This window comes from Ruegeria sp. AN6 (assembly GCF_056540425.1).
In genome coordinates, this window is sequence record NZ_JBQFWR010000003.1 from 289,165 (window position 1) to 304,743 (window position 15,579).

Here is a 15,579-nt window from a genome sequence, read left to right on the forward strand (position 1 = left end):
GATCAAGAATACGGTCTCACACGCAGGCGTCCATATCTCGGGACGATCTGCACAAAAATTTGCACGACCTGCGATCAAAACCCCCGCCTGAGCGGGGGTTCAAAGCGGTATTAACTTACGCGCGGACCAGCTTTTCGTAGTCTTCGGCGATTTCGCAGGTCAGATCGCCTACTTCAAACGTATAGTCACCGATTTGCCCGACCGGCGTGACTTCGGCTGCTGTACCTGTCAGCCAGCACTGTTCGAAATCTGCCATTTCTTCGGGTCTGATGCGGCGTTCGTGGACAGTGACGCCCTTGTCTTTCAGCATCTGGATCACCGTCTGACGGGTGATGCCGTTCAGGAAGCAATCGGCCAGCGGGGTGTGCACTTCTCCGTCTTTCACGAAGAAGACGTTGGCACCCGTCGCTTCTGCCACGTTGCCGTTGTAATCCATGAACAAAGCGTCCGAGCAGCCTTTGGCCTCGGCCTTATGCTTTGAAATGGTGCAGATCATGTAAAGACCCGCTGCCTTGGCATGTACCGGAATGGTTTCCGGGCTGGGTCGTTTCCACTCGGCGATGTCCAGCTTGGCACCTTGCATCTTGGCATCACCGTAATACGCACCCCAAGGCCAAACAGCGATGGCCATCCGAACGGGGTTCTTGGCGGAAGCGACACCCATATCCTCACCAGAGCCACGCCAGACCAGAGCTCGGATATAAGCATCCTGAAGACCGCTGGCTTTCAGCGCCTCTTCCTTTGCCGCCTCGATCTCATCAACCGAGTAAGGCATCGGCATATCCAGCGCCTCAGCCGAGGCGATCAGGCGTTCCGAATGTTCGCGGCTTTTGAAGATCTTGCCGTTATAGGCGCGCTCACCCTCAAACACGGAGGACGCATAGTGCATCGCGTGGGACAGAATGTGCACATTCGCTTCGCGCCAGGGCACAAGTTCGCCATCCATCCAGATGACACCGTCGCGATCGTCATATCCCGCCATGCGAAACCTCCTGAGCCGGGCTAGATTTCCGAATGTTGCGCCGTTTAGGTCCGCATCGGACATAATGTTGCGCAAAAACTGCGATTCGATACCTGTGCGCACTTGGAATGTCAATAAGGCTGACATAAAGTCAGATCATATTGCGAATGAGGTCCAACATGTCCGACATCCGTCCCGCCCCGGTCTTTGGCGGAGAAAGCCTGTTGTTTCTGACAGATGAGCAACTGAGGCAGGGTATCGAGGCCATGTTCTTTGCCTATCGCGGCTTTACCGCGGACCCTGACCGTATCCTGACAGAATTGGCCTATGGTCGGGCGCATCACCGGGCCATCCACTTCATCAACCGAGCGCCGGGAACGACGGTCAACAATCTGCTGGCCATATTGGGTGTTACCAAACAATCGCTGAACCGCGTTCTGCGTAGCCTCATCGAAGATGGTCTGGTCGAAAGCCGAGTCGGAACAGTGGACAAACGTGAACGCCACCTATTTCTGACGGATAAGGGGAAGGCGTTAGAGGCCAAACTCTCCGACGCCCAGCGCGCCCGGATGCGCGCGGCCTACAAGGATGCGGGCCCCGAAGCAGTGGCCGGGTTTCGCAAAGTGCTTGAAGCGATGATGGATGCTGATATGCGTCGTGCATATACAAAACTGCGGGATACGACTTCATGAGCGAAATGGACGCCCATCTTCTTATCGTCGATGATGACGAGCGCATTCGTGACCTGCTCAAGCAATTCCTGATGCGCAGCGGGTTCTTAGTGACTTCTGCGCGCGACGCGGCCCATGCGCGGCGGGTGTTGTCAGGGTTGGATTTTGATATGATTGTGCTGGATGTGATGATGCCCGGTGAGGATGGCGTCAGCCTGACACGGGCCTTGCGCGAAACGCATTCCACCCCGATCCTGTTGCTGACGGCAAAGGGCGAAACCGAGCATCGGATTGCTGGTTTGGAAGCCGGAGCTGATGACTATCTGTCCAAGCCGTTCGAACCCAAAGAGTTGCTGCTTAGGATCAATGCCATTCTGCGCCGGATGCCGGAAACGCCCGCGCAGGACGCGGTGGCCAAGATTCTGCATCTTGGACCAATTCGCTACGATATCGAGCGGGGTGAGATGTGGCAGGGCGAAGATCCGGTGCGCCTGACTGCAACGGAAAGCCAGTTGATGAAGATATTCTCGGCCCAGCCCGGCGAACCGATTAGCCGTGCCAAGCTGGTCGAGGACCTGGGGCGCGACAAGGGACAGGCGCAGGAACGTGCGGTGGACGTGCAGATCACCCGCTTGCGTCGGAAGCTGGAGCAGGATCCGAAACAGCCTCGGTATCTGCAAACTGTGCGCGGTGCGGGCTATATGCTGGCGCCGGACTGATGAGCCGCCGCGCGGCGTTTTTAGGCCTTGGGCGAGGATATTTTTAGCCAGATGAAGATGGAATCCTGATGAAAACCGCTTTGCTGACCCACGCAGATTGCCTGAACCATGTGACGCCGGAGGGGCATCCAGAGCGGGTGGCGCGGTTGGAGCATATCCTGCATGCGCTTGAGGGTCTGGATCTTCAGCGTGTGACTGCGCCATTGGCGGCGGATGATGATCTGTTGAGGGTGCATCCTCAGAACCATATCAATGATATTCTCGACCATAGGCCCTCGGATGGTTTCAAGCAGATTGATGGGGATACATTCATGTCTCCAGGATCTGTTGATGCGGCCTATCGCGCGGCAGGTGCGGTGGTGCGAGCAGTCGATCTGGTACTGGGCGGTGAAGCACCGAATGCGTTCTGTGCGATACGACCGCCAGGCCACCATGCCGAGACGGAAACGGCCATGGGGTTCTGCCTGTTTGGCAATGCCGCGTTAGCTGCAAAGCATGCGCTGGATCATCACGGGTTGAACCGCGTGGCAGTGGTGGATTTTGATGTTCATCATGGCAATGGCACGCAGGATTTGCTGTGGGACGAAAAGCGCGTGCTGGTGATCACCAGTCAGCAGATGCCGTTATGGCCCGGCTCTGGCCGTACTGACGAAACCGGCGCTTATGAGACGGTTTTGAATATTCCTTTGGCACCGGGCACAGGCGGAGCGGAGATGCGAGCCGCTTATGAGGTGCAAGCTTTTCCACGACTGCGCGCATTCAAGCCGGAACTAATTATTGTCTCCGCCGGGTTTGATGCCCATCAGGATGATCCGTTGGCAAATCTTAACTGGTCCACGGGTGATTTCGCCTGGATCACGGCGGAGCTGTGCAAGATTGCTGATGAAGTGTGTGATGGGCGTATCGTCTCGACTCTGGAAGGCGGGTATGATCTGAACGCATTGGCCGAGGCGACACGCGCCCATGTGGAAGAATTGATGAAGGCAGCACAATGACCGATACCCCAGTCGAACAGATGACCTTTGAACAGGCGATGAAAGAGCTTGAGGCCGTGGTGGGCCAGCTGGAACGCGGGGATGTGGCGCTGGATCAGTCGATCGCTTTGTATGAGCGGGGTGCGGCGTTGAAGAAACGCTGTGAGGATGAGCTGAAACGCGCCGAGGAAAAGGTGGCCGCGATCACTTTGGACGCAGATGGCCAGCCAACCGGGACGACGCCTGTCGAAGGTCAGTAAATGTTTCGTGAAAAGCTGGCACAGGATGCCGCGCTGATTCAAGACCATTTCGATCTGGTTCTGGGGAAGTTGGACGATCTGGATGTGACACAGGCGATGGCCTATGCCACCGCGGGCGGCAAGCGTCTGCGAGGGTTTCTGGTACTGGAAAGCGCGCGGTTACTTGGCGTCGATGCGGCTCGGGCGATCTGGCCGGCGACGGGGATCGAAGCGCTGCATGCATACTCTCTGGTACATGACGACCTGCCCTGCATGGATGATGATGACCTGCGGCGAGGACGCCCCACAGTCCATGTGAAATGGGATGAAGGGACAGCCGTTCTGGCCGGGGATGCGCTGCAGACACTTGCGTTTGAGCTTTGCGTGCGGCCAGAGGTCGGAAATGCTGAAATGCGCGCCGAACTGGCTCTAACACTGGCAAAAGCGAGCGGCGCGCAGGGTATGGTTCTGGGTCAGGCGCTGGATATTGCGGCGGAGACGGCAGCAGAGCCACTGACACTGGATGAGATTACGCAACTGCAAGTGGGCAAGACCGGCGCGTTGATCGAATGGTCCGCCTGTGCAGGCGCGCGGTTGGCGCAGGCCGATCCTGCCCCCTTGCGCCAATATGCCCAGGCGCTTGGGCTTGCCTTTCAGATCGCGGATGACATCATGGATGTTGAAGGAGATGCCGAAAAGGCAGGAAAGCGCTTGCAGAAGGATGCAGAGGCGGGCAAGGCGACCTTTGTCTCGCTTCTTGGTCTGGATGCGGCTAAATCCCGTGCCGCTGAGCTTGTGGATCAGGCTTGTGCTGCGTTGGATGAATATGGCCCCGCGGCAGAAACCTTGAAGCAGGCTGCCCGCTTCGTTATTGCCCGGGACAGCTAAGCCAGGAACGCCAAATGTCTGACCGCCCGAATACGCCCTTGTTGGACCTTGTGAACCGCCCTGCGGACCTCAAGCAATTCACGGATGCGCAACTGCATCAGGTCGCACATGAATTGCGGGCCGAGACGATCTCTGCAGTATCGGTTACCGGCGGGCATTTGGGCGCGGGTCTGGGCGTGGTTGAGCTGACCACGGCGCTTCACGCTGTGTTCGATACTCCGAGAGACAAGATCATCTGGGACGTCGGTCATCAGTGCTATCCGCACAAGATTCTGACCGAGCGCCGCGATCGGATTCGTACCCTGCGTATGAAAAATGGCCTGAGCGGGTTCACCAAACGCAGCGAAAGCCCTTATGACCCGTTTGGCGCGGCCCATTCCAGCACTTCGATCAGCGCCGCGCTGGGGTTTGCCGTGGCCCGTGATCTGGGCGGTGTGACGCCCGAAGGCCTCGGCGATGCGATTGCCGTGATCGGCGATGGCTCGATGTCTGCGGGCATGGCATTTGAGGCGATGAACAATGCAGGGCATCTGAAGAAACGCCTGATCGTGATCCTGAACGACAACGAGATGAGCATTGCGCCACCCGTGGGTGCTCTGTCCAACTACCTATCGCGCATTTATGCGGAAGAGCCGTTTCACGATCTGAAAGCGGCCGCCAAAGGCGCGGTGTCGTTGCTACCGGAACCCTTCCGTGAAGGGGCCAAGCGCGCCAAGGACATGTTGAAGGGCATGGCCATGGGCGGGACCTTGTTTGAGGAATTAGGCTTTTCATACCTCGGCCCCATCGACGGGCATGATCTGGACCAGTTGTTGCCGGTATTGCGTGCGGTCAAGGCCAAAGCGACAGGTCCGATCCTGATCCACGTATTGACCAAAAAGGGCAAGGGTTATGCCCCTGCCGAACAGGCACGCGACAAGGGTCACGCAACCGCTAAGTTCGATGTGGTGACGGGCGAGCAGAAGAAAGCCCCATCCAACGCGCCGTCCTATACCTCGGTCTTTGGTAAGACTCTGGTCGAGGAAGCGGCGCGGGATGACAAGATCGTCGCGGTCACCGCCGCAATGCCGGACGGGACCGGGCTGAACCTGTTTGCCGAGCGCTATCCGTCGCGCTGTTTCGACGTGGCAATTGCCGAGCAGCATGGCGTGACCTTCTCGGCTGCGCTGGCCGCCGGCGGGATGAAGCCGTTCTGTACAATGTATTCCACTTTCCTACAGCGTGGCTACGATCAGGTGGTACATGACGTAGCCATCCAACGCTTGCCGGTGCGCTTTGCCGTCGACCGTGCTGGATTGGTCGGAGCCGATGGCGCAACCCATGCGGGATCGTTTGATATTGCTTACTTGGCCAACCTTCCGGGCATGGTTGTCATGGCCGCCGCGGATGAGGCTGAGTTGATACACATGGTTGCCACTGCCGTCGCTTATGATGATGGTCCGATCGCCTTCCGCTATCCTCGCGGCGAAGGGGTGGGCGTTGACTTGCCCGAGCGCGGTGAAGTGTTGGAGATCGGCAAAGGCCGCATAATCCAAAAAGGTGCGCGTGTAGCACTGCTGTCCTTCGGGACGCGGCTGGCCGAGGTGCAGAAGGCGGCCGAGGCGCTTTCCGCGCGCGGGATCGCCCCCACCATCGCCGATGCGCGCTTTGCCAAGCCTCTGGATCGGGATTTGATCCTTGATCTGGCCGCGAACCACGAGGCGCTGATCACGATCGAGGAAGGCGCAGTTGGCGGTTTCGGCAGTCATGTTGCGCAGCTTTTGGCCGATGAGGGCGTGTTCGACGAAGGGTTGAAGTATCGCTCGATGGTGTTGCCGGATATCTTCATCGATCAGGCAAACCCAGCGGATATGTACGCGGTCGCTGGTATGAATGCAGAGCAGATCGAGGCCAAAGTGCTGTCGATTCTGGGCGTCACGACGATTGGTGAAAAACGCGCCTGAATCGGCGAATTCATTTGGCGCAAACGCGTGGTCGTGATTTAAGTTTCATAGACACATCTGAAATTGTGCATTTCTTGCACATGTTTTTTTGCCTCTGCGGGGAAATAACAGCTTTGAAAATGACATAGGTCAATATCCTGATGTTCGGGTTACACTAGAACCCGACTCGGGTTGAGGCTGCTCCTTGCCCTCTATGCATAAGGTCGCAAGCGAATGAACAAGCTAGCCAGCCGCCGTGCATTTCTTAAGGGAAAAGTGCTGCGCAATGATCAAAACTCCATCCGCCCGCCTGGGGCAGATGCAGCCGAGTTCCTTGAGCTGTGCACGCAATGCGACGAATGCCGCGAGGCATGTCCTGAAGACATAATCAAGTTCGACACACAAGGCTTCCCCGTCGTCCAACTGGATGCAAGCCCCTGCACATTTTGCGGCGATTGCGCCAATGCCTGCCCAACCGGAGCATTGAACCCCGAACATATCGCCGACTGGCCCTGGCGCGCCAAAGTTGCTGCCACGTGCCTGTCGATGAACGGCGTCAGCTGTCGGGTCTGTCAGGATGTCTGCGACCACCGTGCAATCCGCTTTCAATTGCAGACCGGTGGCCGCGCCGAACCCGTACTCGACACCGATACCTGCAACGGCTGCGGCGCCTGCGCTAGCGCCTGCCCCGCCGGTTCCGTCAGCTTTGAACGCCACACCCCGCCCACGCAGGAGGTCGCCTTATGAACATCTGTGGATGCCTCGTCCATGTAACCCCTGAAACCACGCAGAGTGCACAAGCCACGATTGCAGGTACAAACGGGGCAGAGGTTCACGCGGCATCCGAGGATGGCCGCATTGTTGTTGTGGTCGAGGATACGCCGGAAAAACTGGCGTCCGAGACGATCATGGATCTGCATCAGATCCCGGGTGTGATCTCTCTGACCCTGACTTATCACCATTTCGAAGACCTCGCGGAGACCCGTCCGCACCTTAACGCTTCTCGCCAGATCTAAAGCCGGAGACCCATGTCATGACCATCTCTGAATCCCGCCGGACCTTTTTGAAATCAACCGCCGCCGCTGCGACAGCCTCGGCAGCGGGTCTGCCGCTTGCAACCGGACAAGCCAACGCTCAGGCCGGAAACCCTGATATTCGCTGGGACAAAGCCGCCTGCCGGTTCTGTGGCACCGGATGCTCAGTCTTGGTCGGCACCAAAGACGGGCGCGTGGTTGCCACGCAGGGCGACCCGGACGCGCCCGTGAACCGCGGCCTGAACTGCATCAAGGGCTATTTCCTGTCCAAGATCATGTACGGCAAAGACCGACTGACCACGCCGATGCTGCGCAAAACCAACGGCGAATACGACAAGAACGGTGAATTCGAGCCCGTCAGCTGGGACGAAGCCTTCGACGTCATGGCCGCCAAGTGGAAAGAGGCCCTTGCCGAGAAAGGGCCAACCAGCGTTGGCATGTTCGGCTCGGGCCAGTGGACCGTTTGGGAAGGTTATGCCGCTGCCAAGATGATGAAAGCTGGTTTCCGGTCCAACAACATCGATCCCAACGCGCGCCACTGCATGGCCTCGGCGGTTGTCGGCTTCATGCGTACATTTGGCATTGATGAGCCTATGGGTTGCTATGACGATTTTGAGCATGCCGATACGTTCGTGCTCTGGGGTTCGAACATGGCCGAGATGCACCCCATCCTGTGGTCACGCCTGACCGACACGCGTCTGACCAAACCGGGATCCGAAGTGCATGTGCTGTCGACTTATGAACACCGCTCGTTCGAGCTGGCCGATAACGGCATGGTCTTCGCACCACAAACCGATCTGGCGATCCTGAACTACATCGCCAATTACATCATCCAGAACGGCGCTGTGAACGAAGACTTCGTCAAGAACCATGTGAACATCACCAAGACCGCCACCGATATCGGCTATGGCCTGCGTGACAACAACCCGCTGCAGCAAGAGGCTGAAAACCCGAACTCAGGCAAATTGGAACCGATCAGTTTCGAGGAATATGCCGAGGCGGTTTCGGAATACACGCTGGAATACACATCGGAACTTTCCGGCGTTCCTGCATCTCAGCTCGAGCGTCTGGCCCAGCAATATGCAGATCCAAACCGCAAGGTGATGAGCCTGTGGACCATGGGCTTCAACCAGCACACCCGCGGATCGTGGGTGAACTCACTGATGTACAACGTGCACCTGCTGGTCGGTAAGATTTCAGAGCCCGGCAATTCGCCCTTCTCGCTTACCGGTCAGCCCTCGGCCTGTGGTACAGCACGTGAGGTCGGAACCTTCGCGCACCGTCTGCCCGCCGATATGGTCGTGGCAAACGACAAGCACCGCGAGATCTGCGAAACTGCGTGGAAAATTCCTGCAGGCACCATCCCGCCCAAACCCGGCTTCCACGCCGTATTGCAGCACCGCAAGCTGAAGGACGGTGATTTGAATGCTTATTGGGTGCAGTGCACCAACAACATGCAGGCCGCACCAAACATCAACGAAGAGGGCTATCCCGGTTATCGCAACCCGGAAAACTTCATTGCCGTATCCGATCCCTACCCGACCGTAACGGCTCTGTCCGCTGACCTGATCTTGCCCACCGCCATGTGGGTCGAGAAGGAAGGTGCCTATGGCAACGCCGAGCGTCGCACGCAATTCTGGCGGCAACAGGTCAAGGCTCCGGGTGAGGCGAAATCGGACCTCTGGCAGCTGATGGAGTTCTCCAAACGCTTCACCGTTGAAGAAGTTTGGGGCGAGGAACTACTGGCCACCATGCCCGAACATCGCGGCAAAACCATGTATGACGTGCTGTTTGCCAATGGCACGATCGACCAGTTCCCGCTGTCTGAAACCGCGGAAGGGTTCGACAACGACGAATCTGAGCACTTTGGCTTCTACGTGCAGAAGGGCCTGTTCGAGGAGTATGCCAATTTCGGTCGCGGCCATGCGCACGATCTGGCACCGTTCGAAACTTACCATCAGGCCCGCGGCTTGCGCTGGCCGGTCGTGGACGGCAAAGAGACGCTTTATCGCTTCCGTGAAGGCTATGATCCTTACGTGCCCGAAGGTGCGGATGTGAAGTTCTATGGCCATAAGGATGGCAAGGCCAAGATCATCTTTGCACCATACGAGCCCGCCCCCGAGGTACCGGATGAAGAGTTCAACCTGTGGCTCTGCACGGGCCGGGTGCTGGAACACTGGCACTCAGGTTCGATGACCCGCCGCGTGCCCGAACTGCACCGCGCCTATCCCGCCGCCGTTGTCTACATGCACCCGGACGATGCGCGCGAGCGTGGTCTGCGGCGCGGGCAGGAGATCGTTCTGTCTACCCGCCGCGGGGAGGTCAACAGCCGGGTCGAAACCCGCGGCCGGAACAAAGTTCCGCGCGGTCTTGTCTTCATGCCTTGGTTCGATGAGGGCCAGCTAACCAACAAGCTGACCTTGGACGCGACCTGCCCGCTGTCGAAAGAGACCGACTTCAAGAAATGCGCCTGTAAGGTCGAGCGCGCGTAAAAGGCTGGTAAGGCAAAGGTCGTCCCCATGTCTCGTGTTGGCACACCCCTTTCGCCGCAGCGGCGCCGGTTCCTTCAGGACTCGGCGCGCGCAGCGGGTGGCTGCGTCGCAGCCGGGTCCCTGTTGGCCTGGCTGGCGCGGGACGCACGGGCGTTGCCGGCCGAAGCATTGCGACCTCCCGGTGCCTTGCCGGAAAAAGACTTTCTATCAGCCTGTATCCGCTGCGGTTTGTGCGTGCGGGAATGTCCCTATGACACGCTGAAACTGGCCGAACTGGGTGTTGATGCGGTGGCCACCGGCACGCCGTATTTCACCGCCCGTGATGTGCCTTGTGAGATGTGTGACGACATCCCCTGTGTCGCGGCCTGCCCCACCGGGGCGCTGGACCCTGGATTGGACAACATAGACGACGCCAAGATGGGCGTGGCCGTTCTGGTCGATCAGGAGAACTGCCTGAACTTTCTCGGCCTGCGTTGCGACGTCTGTTACCGCGTCTGCCCCATCATCGACGACGCCATCACTCTGGAAACCGAACACAACGCCCGCTCAGGCAGCCATGCGATCTTCATTCCAACCGTTCATGCCGATCATTGCACCGGATGTGGCGTTTGCGAGAAAAGCTGCGTTCTGCCCGAAGCTGCGATCAAAGTTCTTCCCACCCGATTGGCCCGGGGCAGCAGCGCAGATCACTATCGCAAGGGCTGGGAAGAGAAAGAAGCCAAAGGCGCGCCCGTCGTCGAAGGCATTATCGACCTGCCAGACCGCTTGCCGGGACCGGGCACCGATAACCTTGTCGCACCGGGCGGGTTTGAGCCCAGCTTCAAGTTGCCGGAGGTCACCCAATGACCGCCCGCACAAATATGCCACTGGGGCAAGAGGCCATCGCTAGCAAAGGTTGGTTGAGTGCCCATAAATACCTGCTGCTGCGCCGCGCCAGTCAGCTGTTCTTTCTGGTGCTGTTTCTGCTGGGCCCATGGTTCGGGATCTGGATCGTGCAGGGCACTCTGGCCGGGTCGCTGACGCTGGGCGTGCTGCCCCTGACCGATCCGTTTGTTTTTCTGCAAAGCCTGATCGCCGGGCACTGGCCCGAGCTGACCGCCGCCATCGGTGCCGCCATCGTCCTGGTTGCTTACGCGTTGATCGGAGGTCGCGTCTATTGCTCGTGGGTCTGCCCGATCAACCCCGTAACCGACAGCGCGCATTGGCTGCACCGCAAGCTGGGCCTGCAAAAAGGCTGGCAACCCAAACGTGGCACTCGTCTGTGGATCATGGTCACTGTACTGATCGTGTCCGGCCTGACCGGAGCCATCGCGTGGGAGCTGGTCAACCCGATCACCATGCTGCATCGCGGGCTGATCTTTGGCATGGGATTTGTCTGGGCGATGGTCGCCGCGATCTTCCTATTCGACCTGCTGGTATCGCGCCACGGATGGTGCGGCCATGTCTGCCCCGTAGGCGCGTTCTATGGATTGATCGGCAGCAAAGCGATGCTGCGGGTCAGCGCCGCCAACCGCTCCGCTTGCGACGACTGCATGGATTGCTACGCGGTCTGCCCGGAAAACCACGTGATCTCTCCTGCGCTAAAAGGCAAAGACACCCCGTTGATCCTGTCGCCCGACTGCACCAATTGCGGCCGTTGCATCGATATCTGCGCCGAAGACGTTTTCAAATTCACCCATCGGTTCGACGCCCTGACCGTCGCACCACCGGAACCAACCGCCGCGCCTCAGCCGCGCGCCTCAAGACCTTTTTGAAGGAGTGAGAAGATGAAAAAGCCGATCCTAGTGGGCCTTGCCCTGATCCCGCCGCTGCTCCTCGGTGGCCTGGCCCTTGCACAATCTGCCGGGGTCAACAGCCTGCGCGGTGTCGAAGTGGATGAACCCGCCATTGTGGATCAGGTGCATCGCACTGTCGAAGGCCGCATGCAGCGCAACTATCGCCAGCAGCCACCGCTGATCCCGCACTCGATCGAACAGTACCAGATCGACCTGCGTACCAATCAGTGTCTGTCGTGCCACGACTGGACCAAAGCCGGTGAGCGCAATGCGCCAACGCTGTCGATGACCCACTATCTGGACCGCGAAGGCCGTGAGTTGGATCAGATCGCAGGCACTCGGTATTTCTGCAACCAGTGCCACGTGCCGCAGGCCGATGCGCTGCCGCTGGTCGACAACACTTTTGAACCTTCCTCCGGAAACTAAACTCAGGTCGAAAAGGAGAGCGCGACATGTCCGACTCCCAAGAAAAACAAAGGCTCATCCGGCGCCTCTGGACCTGGTTCTGGAGCCCGATCGCCGTCCTCAGCGTTGGTTTCACCCTGCTTGCCGGATTTCTGGCAGGCATCCTGTTCTGGGGTGGGTTCCACTGGACGCTGGAACTGACGAATACAGAAGAGTTCTGCACCTCGTGTCACACGATGGAGGTCAATCTCGGCGAATACCGCGAGACCATCCACTATAACAACCATTCGGGCGTGCGGGCGATCTGTTCGGACTGCCACGTCCCGGACGAGTGGAATCATAAGATCAAAGCCAAGATCATGGCCGTGAAGGATGTCTACCACGAACTGGCAGGCACGATCAGCACGCCCGAGAAGTATGAGGATCATCGTCTCGCTATGGCGACGGCCGTTTGGAAGAAGATGAAAGCATCCGACAGCCGGGAATGCCGTAACTGTCACAACTTCGACTATATGGACTTCACGATTCAGGAGACCCGGGCCGCCAATGAACACCAGCGCGCGATCGATAACGGCATGACCTGTATCGACTGCCACCAGGGTATCGCGCACAGCCTCCCACCCAACTATCTGGAAACGTATGAAAAGATTGCGAAAGAGATAGACGGCGAGGTTCTGCAGGAACACGCAGCCGCTTCAGGAGACGACATCCGCGCGTTCCTGAACAAAAGCTCGGATTAAGGTGGGACAGAGATGTTAGAAATACTTGGAACCATCGGCGGCAACGTATTGGGCCTACCCGGCATTCTGGGTCTGGCACTGGGCATGATGACCCGCCAATATTGGTTGGGGGCCCTATTGGGCGGTCTGGTAGGCCTGATCGCACCACTGCTTTTTGCCGGGTGGCAATTTTCCCATGTCGGAGCCATGGCGCTAATCATCGCGATCATCGTTGGCGTCTGTGCCGGTACCCTTGGCACCGCCATTCGCCGCAAGGGCGCGACAGTCTGAAGAGGTCAACCCGGCAGCAATGCCGGGTTACCGACCCCAGTTTTCCGCCGGATCACTTTCGGCATAATCCCGCAGCAATGCTATATCCGATATCACAGCGTGGTTGCGGTTGATCTTTACCCCCACCGCCTTAAGCCTTGAAAACGCCCGGCTCAGGCTTTCGGGTTTCATACCCAGACGACCCGCGATCAGCATCTTGTCATAAGGCAGCGATACTTCGCACTCACCCGCATCAGTGTCACAGAGGTTCAGCAAAAACTCGGCCACTCGCTGTGCGCCGGTCTGCGCCTTGAGCTGTTCCAGCTGCGCCACCAGCGAGTGCAGATGGGTGAAGGTCGCGGCCAGAATCGAGATCCCGATCTCGGGGTCTTCCTTCATCAGCGAAATCAGGATTGGGCTGGGAATGTGCATGACATCACAGGCCGAAACGGCCTCGGCCGAGACCGGATAGGGCACGTTGCGCAGCGCCACGGCCTCACCAAAACTGTCGCCACGGGTAAAGACGCTCACAACGGCCTCGGCACCGGTAGGTGTCATACGGAACAGCTTAACCCACCCCGCCAGTACGACGTGGATCGCCTGCGCCGTTTCCTCCTGCAGAAATATTGTCTCACCGCGGTCATACTGACGCCAGATCGCGTGGCTCAGCAAAGTTTCCACATGCTGTTCCGGTAAACTGCGCAGCAGCAGCGACTGACGTGCGATCGCTTTTTGTGCTTCGTGAGACAAGAGAATACCCCTGTTACTTCCTGCCGGCGCGCGCGCCCGGTTGGTCCATCCTTGCCCCACGCTATGCCAGAGCCGGCAGTTGTGCACCATAGTTTTATGTTGCGTAAACTTGACTATTGTCATGTTGCGGGTTGGTTCGCTGCCCTATTCTCGGCCCAAAGCCAGTATTCCGGGGAGCACGTAACATGGACTACGAGCGTTATTTCAGCCAAAGCCTCAATGACCTTCGGGAAGAAGGGAATTATCGTGTTTTCATAGACTTGCAACGTCGTTGTGGTTCTTTTCCGAACGCACGCCAGACGGATGGCTCGGTCCAGCGGAATGTGCGGATCTGGTGCTCGAACGACTATCTCGGCATGGGTCAGCACCCCTCGGTGATCGGCGCGATGCATGACGCATTGGATCGCTGCGGCGCGGGGGCAGGCGGCACGCGGAACATATCAGGCACCACGCATGATCACGTGCTGCTTGAGGCCGAACTGGCGGATTTGCACGGAAAGGAATCCGCGCTTCTGTTTACTTCCGGGTATGTTTCGAATTGGGCAGCTCTTGGCACCCTCGCCGCAAAGATCCCTGGCCTGATCGTATTCTCGGATGCCCTGAACCACGCCTCGATGATCGAGGGCATCCGCCACTCGCGAGCGCAGAAGGTGATCTGGAAACACAACGATCTGGAAGATCTTGAGGCCAAGCTGGCCGCCGCTGATCCAGATGCACCCAAGATGATCGCGTTCGAGTCGGTCTATTCGATGGACGGAGACATCGCCCCCATCAAAGAGATCTGCGATCTGGCCGATAAATACGGAGCGATGACCTATCTGGATGAGGTTCATGCGGTTGGTCTTTACGGCCCGCGCGGCGGTGGCATTGCTGAACGCGAAGGACTGATGGGTCGCCTGACGGTGATCGAAGGTACGCTGGGCAAAGCGTTCGGTGTGGTGGGAGGGTACATCGCTGCCTCAGCTGCGCTGTGCGATTTCGTGCGCAGCTTCGCCAGCGGCTTCATTTTTACCACCGCCCTGCCGCCTTCTATCGCAGCTGGAGCTGCAGCCTCGATCCGGCATCTGAAACAATCGAATGCTGAACGCGACCTGCAGAAAGCCCGTGTGTCGCAGGTTCGGGCCCGTTTGGATGCGGAAGGTATCCCTCATATCCCCAACCCCAGCCATATCATCCCAGTGATGGTCGGCGATCCGGTGAAGTGCAAGTTCATCTCGGACACGCTGCTGGAAGAGTTCGGCATCTACATTCAGCCGATCAACTATCCGACCGTGCCAAAAGGGACCGAGCGGCTGCGGATCACGCCGTCGCCCGTCCATACGGATGAGGATATCGACCATCTTGTCGGCGCGCTGTCTACCCTCTGGCAACGCTGTCAGATCGCCCGGATGCCGATGGCGGCCCAGTAACAACGAAGCGCCCCCTAGCGTGACACTTCGCCGTCTCTTCGGAGGCGGCGTTTTTTTGGTCAGATCAGGTAGAGGGCGAAGATGATGATGGCAAATCCTGTAGTCACCATGGTGAATCCCCGCAGCCAGGCCGGGCTGTTTGCGAGATCAAGATAACGAGCCAGGATGACGCGGCATTTCGCCAGTGCGAGGATCAGAATGCCGCCGGCTAGGACGGCCGGCGGGATGGGCAGCACAGTCAGCAGTGCAGATGCGACGCTGAGCATCAGAAGGGTTAGCCATGCGCGTGTGAGCGCATTCGGGAGTCTCCGGCGGGCGTATTTAGGAAAAGATGAAGCTGCGGGCATCCGT

The 15,579-nt window shown here is 58.5% G+C and carries 18 protein-coding genes; 15 read left to right on the forward strand and 3 right to left on the reverse strand.

Annotated elements, in window-relative coordinates; all coding sequences use genetic code 11:
* Window positions 1–115 precede the first annotated feature (115 nt).
* Complete coding sequence (locus ACR0MQ_RS07835; protein WP_480607139.1) at window positions 116–982, reverse strand: branched-chain amino acid aminotransferase; 867 nt, start codon at window positions 980–982, stop codon at window positions 116–118.
* Window positions 983–1,140: 158 nt separating this feature from the next.
* Between ACR0MQ_RS07835 and ACR0MQ_RS07840 the strand changes: the two genes are divergently transcribed.
* From ACR0MQ_RS07840 to ACR0MQ_RS07905, 14 genes are all read left to right on the forward strand, one after another.
* Window positions 1,141–1,653: a MarR family winged helix-turn-helix transcriptional regulator gene (locus tag ACR0MQ_RS07840; protein WP_010443130.1), complete on the forward strand. Its 513-nt coding sequence runs from the start codon at window positions 1,141–1,143 to the stop codon at window positions 1,651–1,653.
* Window positions 1,650–2,351: a response regulator gene (locus ACR0MQ_RS07845; RefSeq protein ID WP_170773342.1), complete on the forward strand. Its 702-nt coding sequence runs from the start codon at window positions 1,650–1,652 to the stop codon at window positions 2,349–2,351. The genes ACR0MQ_RS07840 and ACR0MQ_RS07845 overlap by 4 nt, the downstream gene beginning before the upstream one ends.
* Window positions 2,352–2,419: 68 nt before the next feature.
* Window positions 2,420–3,346 carry a histone deacetylase family protein gene (locus ACR0MQ_RS07850; RefSeq protein ID WP_480607143.1) on the forward strand — a complete coding sequence of 309 codons (927 nt, stop codon included), beginning with the start codon at window positions 2,420–2,422 and terminating at the stop codon, window positions 3,344–3,346.
* On the forward strand, window positions 3,343–3,585 hold the full coding sequence (locus tag ACR0MQ_RS07855) for an exodeoxyribonuclease VII small subunit (protein ID WP_010443127.1): 243 nt from the start codon (window positions 3,343–3,345) through the stop codon (window positions 3,583–3,585). Before ACR0MQ_RS07850 ends, ACR0MQ_RS07855 begins: the two co-directional genes overlap by 4 nt.
* Window positions 3,586–4,452, forward strand: coding sequence for a polyprenyl synthetase family protein (locus ACR0MQ_RS07860; RefSeq protein WP_480607146.1), 867 nt, complete (start codon window positions 3,586–3,588; stop codon window positions 4,450–4,452).
* Between the two features lie 14 nt (window positions 4,453–4,466).
* Entirely contained in the window at window positions 4,467–6,395 is a 1,929-nt protein-coding gene (dxs, locus tag ACR0MQ_RS07865) for a 1-deoxy-D-xylulose-5-phosphate synthase (RefSeq protein ID WP_480607149.1), read from the forward strand.
* Window positions 6,396–6,608: 213 nt separating this feature from the next.
* Window positions 6,609–7,121, forward strand: a complete 513-nt coding sequence (gene napF / locus ACR0MQ_RS07870) for a ferredoxin-type protein NapF (protein ID WP_170773351.1) — start codon at window positions 6,609–6,611, stop codon at window positions 7,119–7,121.
* Window positions 7,118–7,390 (forward strand): chaperone NapD, encoded by a 273-nt coding sequence (locus ACR0MQ_RS07875; protein WP_170471362.1) that lies wholly within the window; start codon window positions 7,118–7,120, stop codon window positions 7,388–7,390. The genes napF and ACR0MQ_RS07875 overlap by 4 nt, the downstream gene beginning before the upstream one ends.
* Window positions 7,391–7,407: 17 nt before the next feature.
* Window positions 7,408–9,900, forward strand: a complete 2,493-nt coding sequence (gene napA / locus ACR0MQ_RS07880; RefSeq protein WP_170773372.1) for a nitrate reductase catalytic subunit NapA — start codon at window positions 7,408–7,410, stop codon at window positions 9,898–9,900.
* Between the two features lie 27 nt (window positions 9,901–9,927).
* The gene (gene napG / locus ACR0MQ_RS07885) at window positions 9,928–10,746 is read left to right on the forward strand and encodes a ferredoxin-type protein NapG (RefSeq protein ID WP_170773374.1); all 819 of its coding nucleotides are present in this window, start codon (window positions 9,928–9,930) and stop codon (window positions 10,744–10,746) included.
* Window positions 10,743–11,654 carry a quinol dehydrogenase ferredoxin subunit NapH gene (gene napH, locus ACR0MQ_RS07890; protein ID WP_480607154.1) on the forward strand — a complete coding sequence of 304 codons (912 nt, stop codon included), beginning with the start codon at window positions 10,743–10,745 and terminating at the stop codon, window positions 11,652–11,654. Before napG ends, napH begins: the two co-directional genes overlap by 4 nt.
* A 12-nt stretch (window positions 11,655–11,666) precedes the next feature.
* The gene (locus tag ACR0MQ_RS07895; protein ID WP_010443119.1) at window positions 11,667–12,101 is read left to right on the forward strand and encodes a nitrate reductase cytochrome c-type subunit; all 435 of its coding nucleotides are present in this window, start codon (window positions 11,667–11,669) and stop codon (window positions 12,099–12,101) included.
* A 26-nt stretch (window positions 12,102–12,127) separates the two neighbouring features.
* Entirely contained in the window at window positions 12,128–12,820 is a 693-nt protein-coding gene (locus ACR0MQ_RS07900) for a NapC/NirT family cytochrome c (protein WP_480607158.1), read from the forward strand.
* Between the two features lie 12 nt (window positions 12,821–12,832).
* Complete coding sequence (locus ACR0MQ_RS07905) at window positions 12,833–13,090, forward strand: hypothetical protein (protein WP_010443117.1); 258 nt, start codon at window positions 12,833–12,835, stop codon at window positions 13,088–13,090.
* 27 nt (window positions 13,091–13,117) lie between these two features.
* On the opposite strand, the gene ACR0MQ_RS07910 is transcribed toward ACR0MQ_RS07905, so the two are convergent.
* Window positions 13,118–13,819, reverse strand: coding sequence for a Crp/Fnr family transcriptional regulator (locus ACR0MQ_RS07910; protein WP_010443116.1), 702 nt, complete (start codon window positions 13,817–13,819; stop codon window positions 13,118–13,120).
* Between the two features lie 185 nt (window positions 13,820–14,004).
* Between ACR0MQ_RS07910 and hemA the strand changes: the two genes are divergently transcribed.
* On the forward strand, window positions 14,005–15,228 hold the full coding sequence (gene hemA, locus ACR0MQ_RS07915) for a 5-aminolevulinate synthase (protein ID WP_480607161.1): 1,224 nt from the start codon (window positions 14,005–14,007) through the stop codon (window positions 15,226–15,228).
* A 59-nt stretch (window positions 15,229–15,287) separates the two neighbouring features.
* Here the strand turns inward: hemA and ACR0MQ_RS07920 are convergent, their stop codons facing one another.
* Complete coding sequence (locus ACR0MQ_RS07920) at window positions 15,288–15,575, reverse strand: cytochrome C oxidase subunit IV family protein (protein ID WP_037321969.1); 288 nt, start codon at window positions 15,573–15,575, stop codon at window positions 15,288–15,290.
* Between the last annotated feature and the right edge of the window lie 4 nt (window positions 15,576–15,579).

Bases quoted from the DNA above. Each gene is read 5' to 3' on its own strand.
- napG (WP_170773374.1), top strand. From the start codon at position 9,928: ATGTCTCGTGTTGGCACACCCCTTTCGCCGCAGCGGCGCCGGTTCCTT.
- ACR0MQ_RS07840 (WP_010443130.1), top strand. From the start codon at position 1,141: ATGTCCGACATCCGTCCCGCCCCGGTCTTTGGCGGAGAAAGCCTGTTG.
- dxs (WP_480607149.1), top strand. From the start codon at position 4,467: ATGTCTGACCGCCCGAATACGCCCTTGTTGGACCTTGTGAACCGCCCT.
- ACR0MQ_RS07905 (WP_010443117.1), top strand. From the start codon at position 12,833: ATGTTAGAAATACTTGGAACCATCGGCGGCAACGTATTGGGCCTACCC.
- napA (WP_170773372.1), top strand. From the start codon at position 7,408: ATGACCATCTCTGAATCCCGCCGGACCTTTTTGAAATCAACCGCCGCC.
- ACR0MQ_RS07875 (WP_170471362.1), top strand. From the start codon at position 7,118: ATGAACATCTGTGGATGCCTCGTCCATGTAACCCCTGAAACCACGCAG.
- ACR0MQ_RS07855 (WP_010443127.1), top strand. From the start codon at position 3,343: ATGACCGATACCCCAGTCGAACAGATGACCTTTGAACAGGCGATGAAA.
- ACR0MQ_RS07900 (WP_480607158.1), top strand. From the start codon at position 12,128: ATGTCCGACTCCCAAGAAAAACAAAGGCTCATCCGGCGCCTCTGGACC.
- hemA (WP_480607161.1), top strand. From the start codon at position 14,005: ATGGACTACGAGCGTTATTTCAGCCAAAGCCTCAATGACCTTCGGGAA.
- ACR0MQ_RS07835 (WP_480607139.1), bottom strand. From the start codon at position 982: ATGGCGGGATATGACGATCGCGACGGTGTCATCTGGATGGATGGCGAA.
- ACR0MQ_RS07845 (WP_170773342.1), top strand. From the start codon at position 1,650: ATGAGCGAAATGGACGCCCATCTTCTTATCGTCGATGATGACGAGCGC.
- ACR0MQ_RS07860 (WP_480607146.1), top strand. From the start codon at position 3,586: ATGTTTCGTGAAAAGCTGGCACAGGATGCCGCGCTGATTCAAGACCAT.
- ACR0MQ_RS07850 (WP_480607143.1), top strand. From the start codon at position 2,420: ATGAAAACCGCTTTGCTGACCCACGCAGATTGCCTGAACCATGTGACG.
- napH (WP_480607154.1), top strand. From the start codon at position 10,743: ATGACCGCCCGCACAAATATGCCACTGGGGCAAGAGGCCATCGCTAGC.
- ACR0MQ_RS07920 (WP_037321969.1), bottom strand. From the start codon at position 15,575: ATGCCCGCAGCTTCATCTTTTCCTAAATACGCCCGCCGGAGACTCCCG.
- napF (WP_170773351.1), top strand. From the start codon at position 6,609: ATGAACAAGCTAGCCAGCCGCCGTGCATTTCTTAAGGGAAAAGTGCTG.
- ACR0MQ_RS07895 (WP_010443119.1), top strand. From the start codon at position 11,667: ATGAAAAAGCCGATCCTAGTGGGCCTTGCCCTGATCCCGCCGCTGCTC.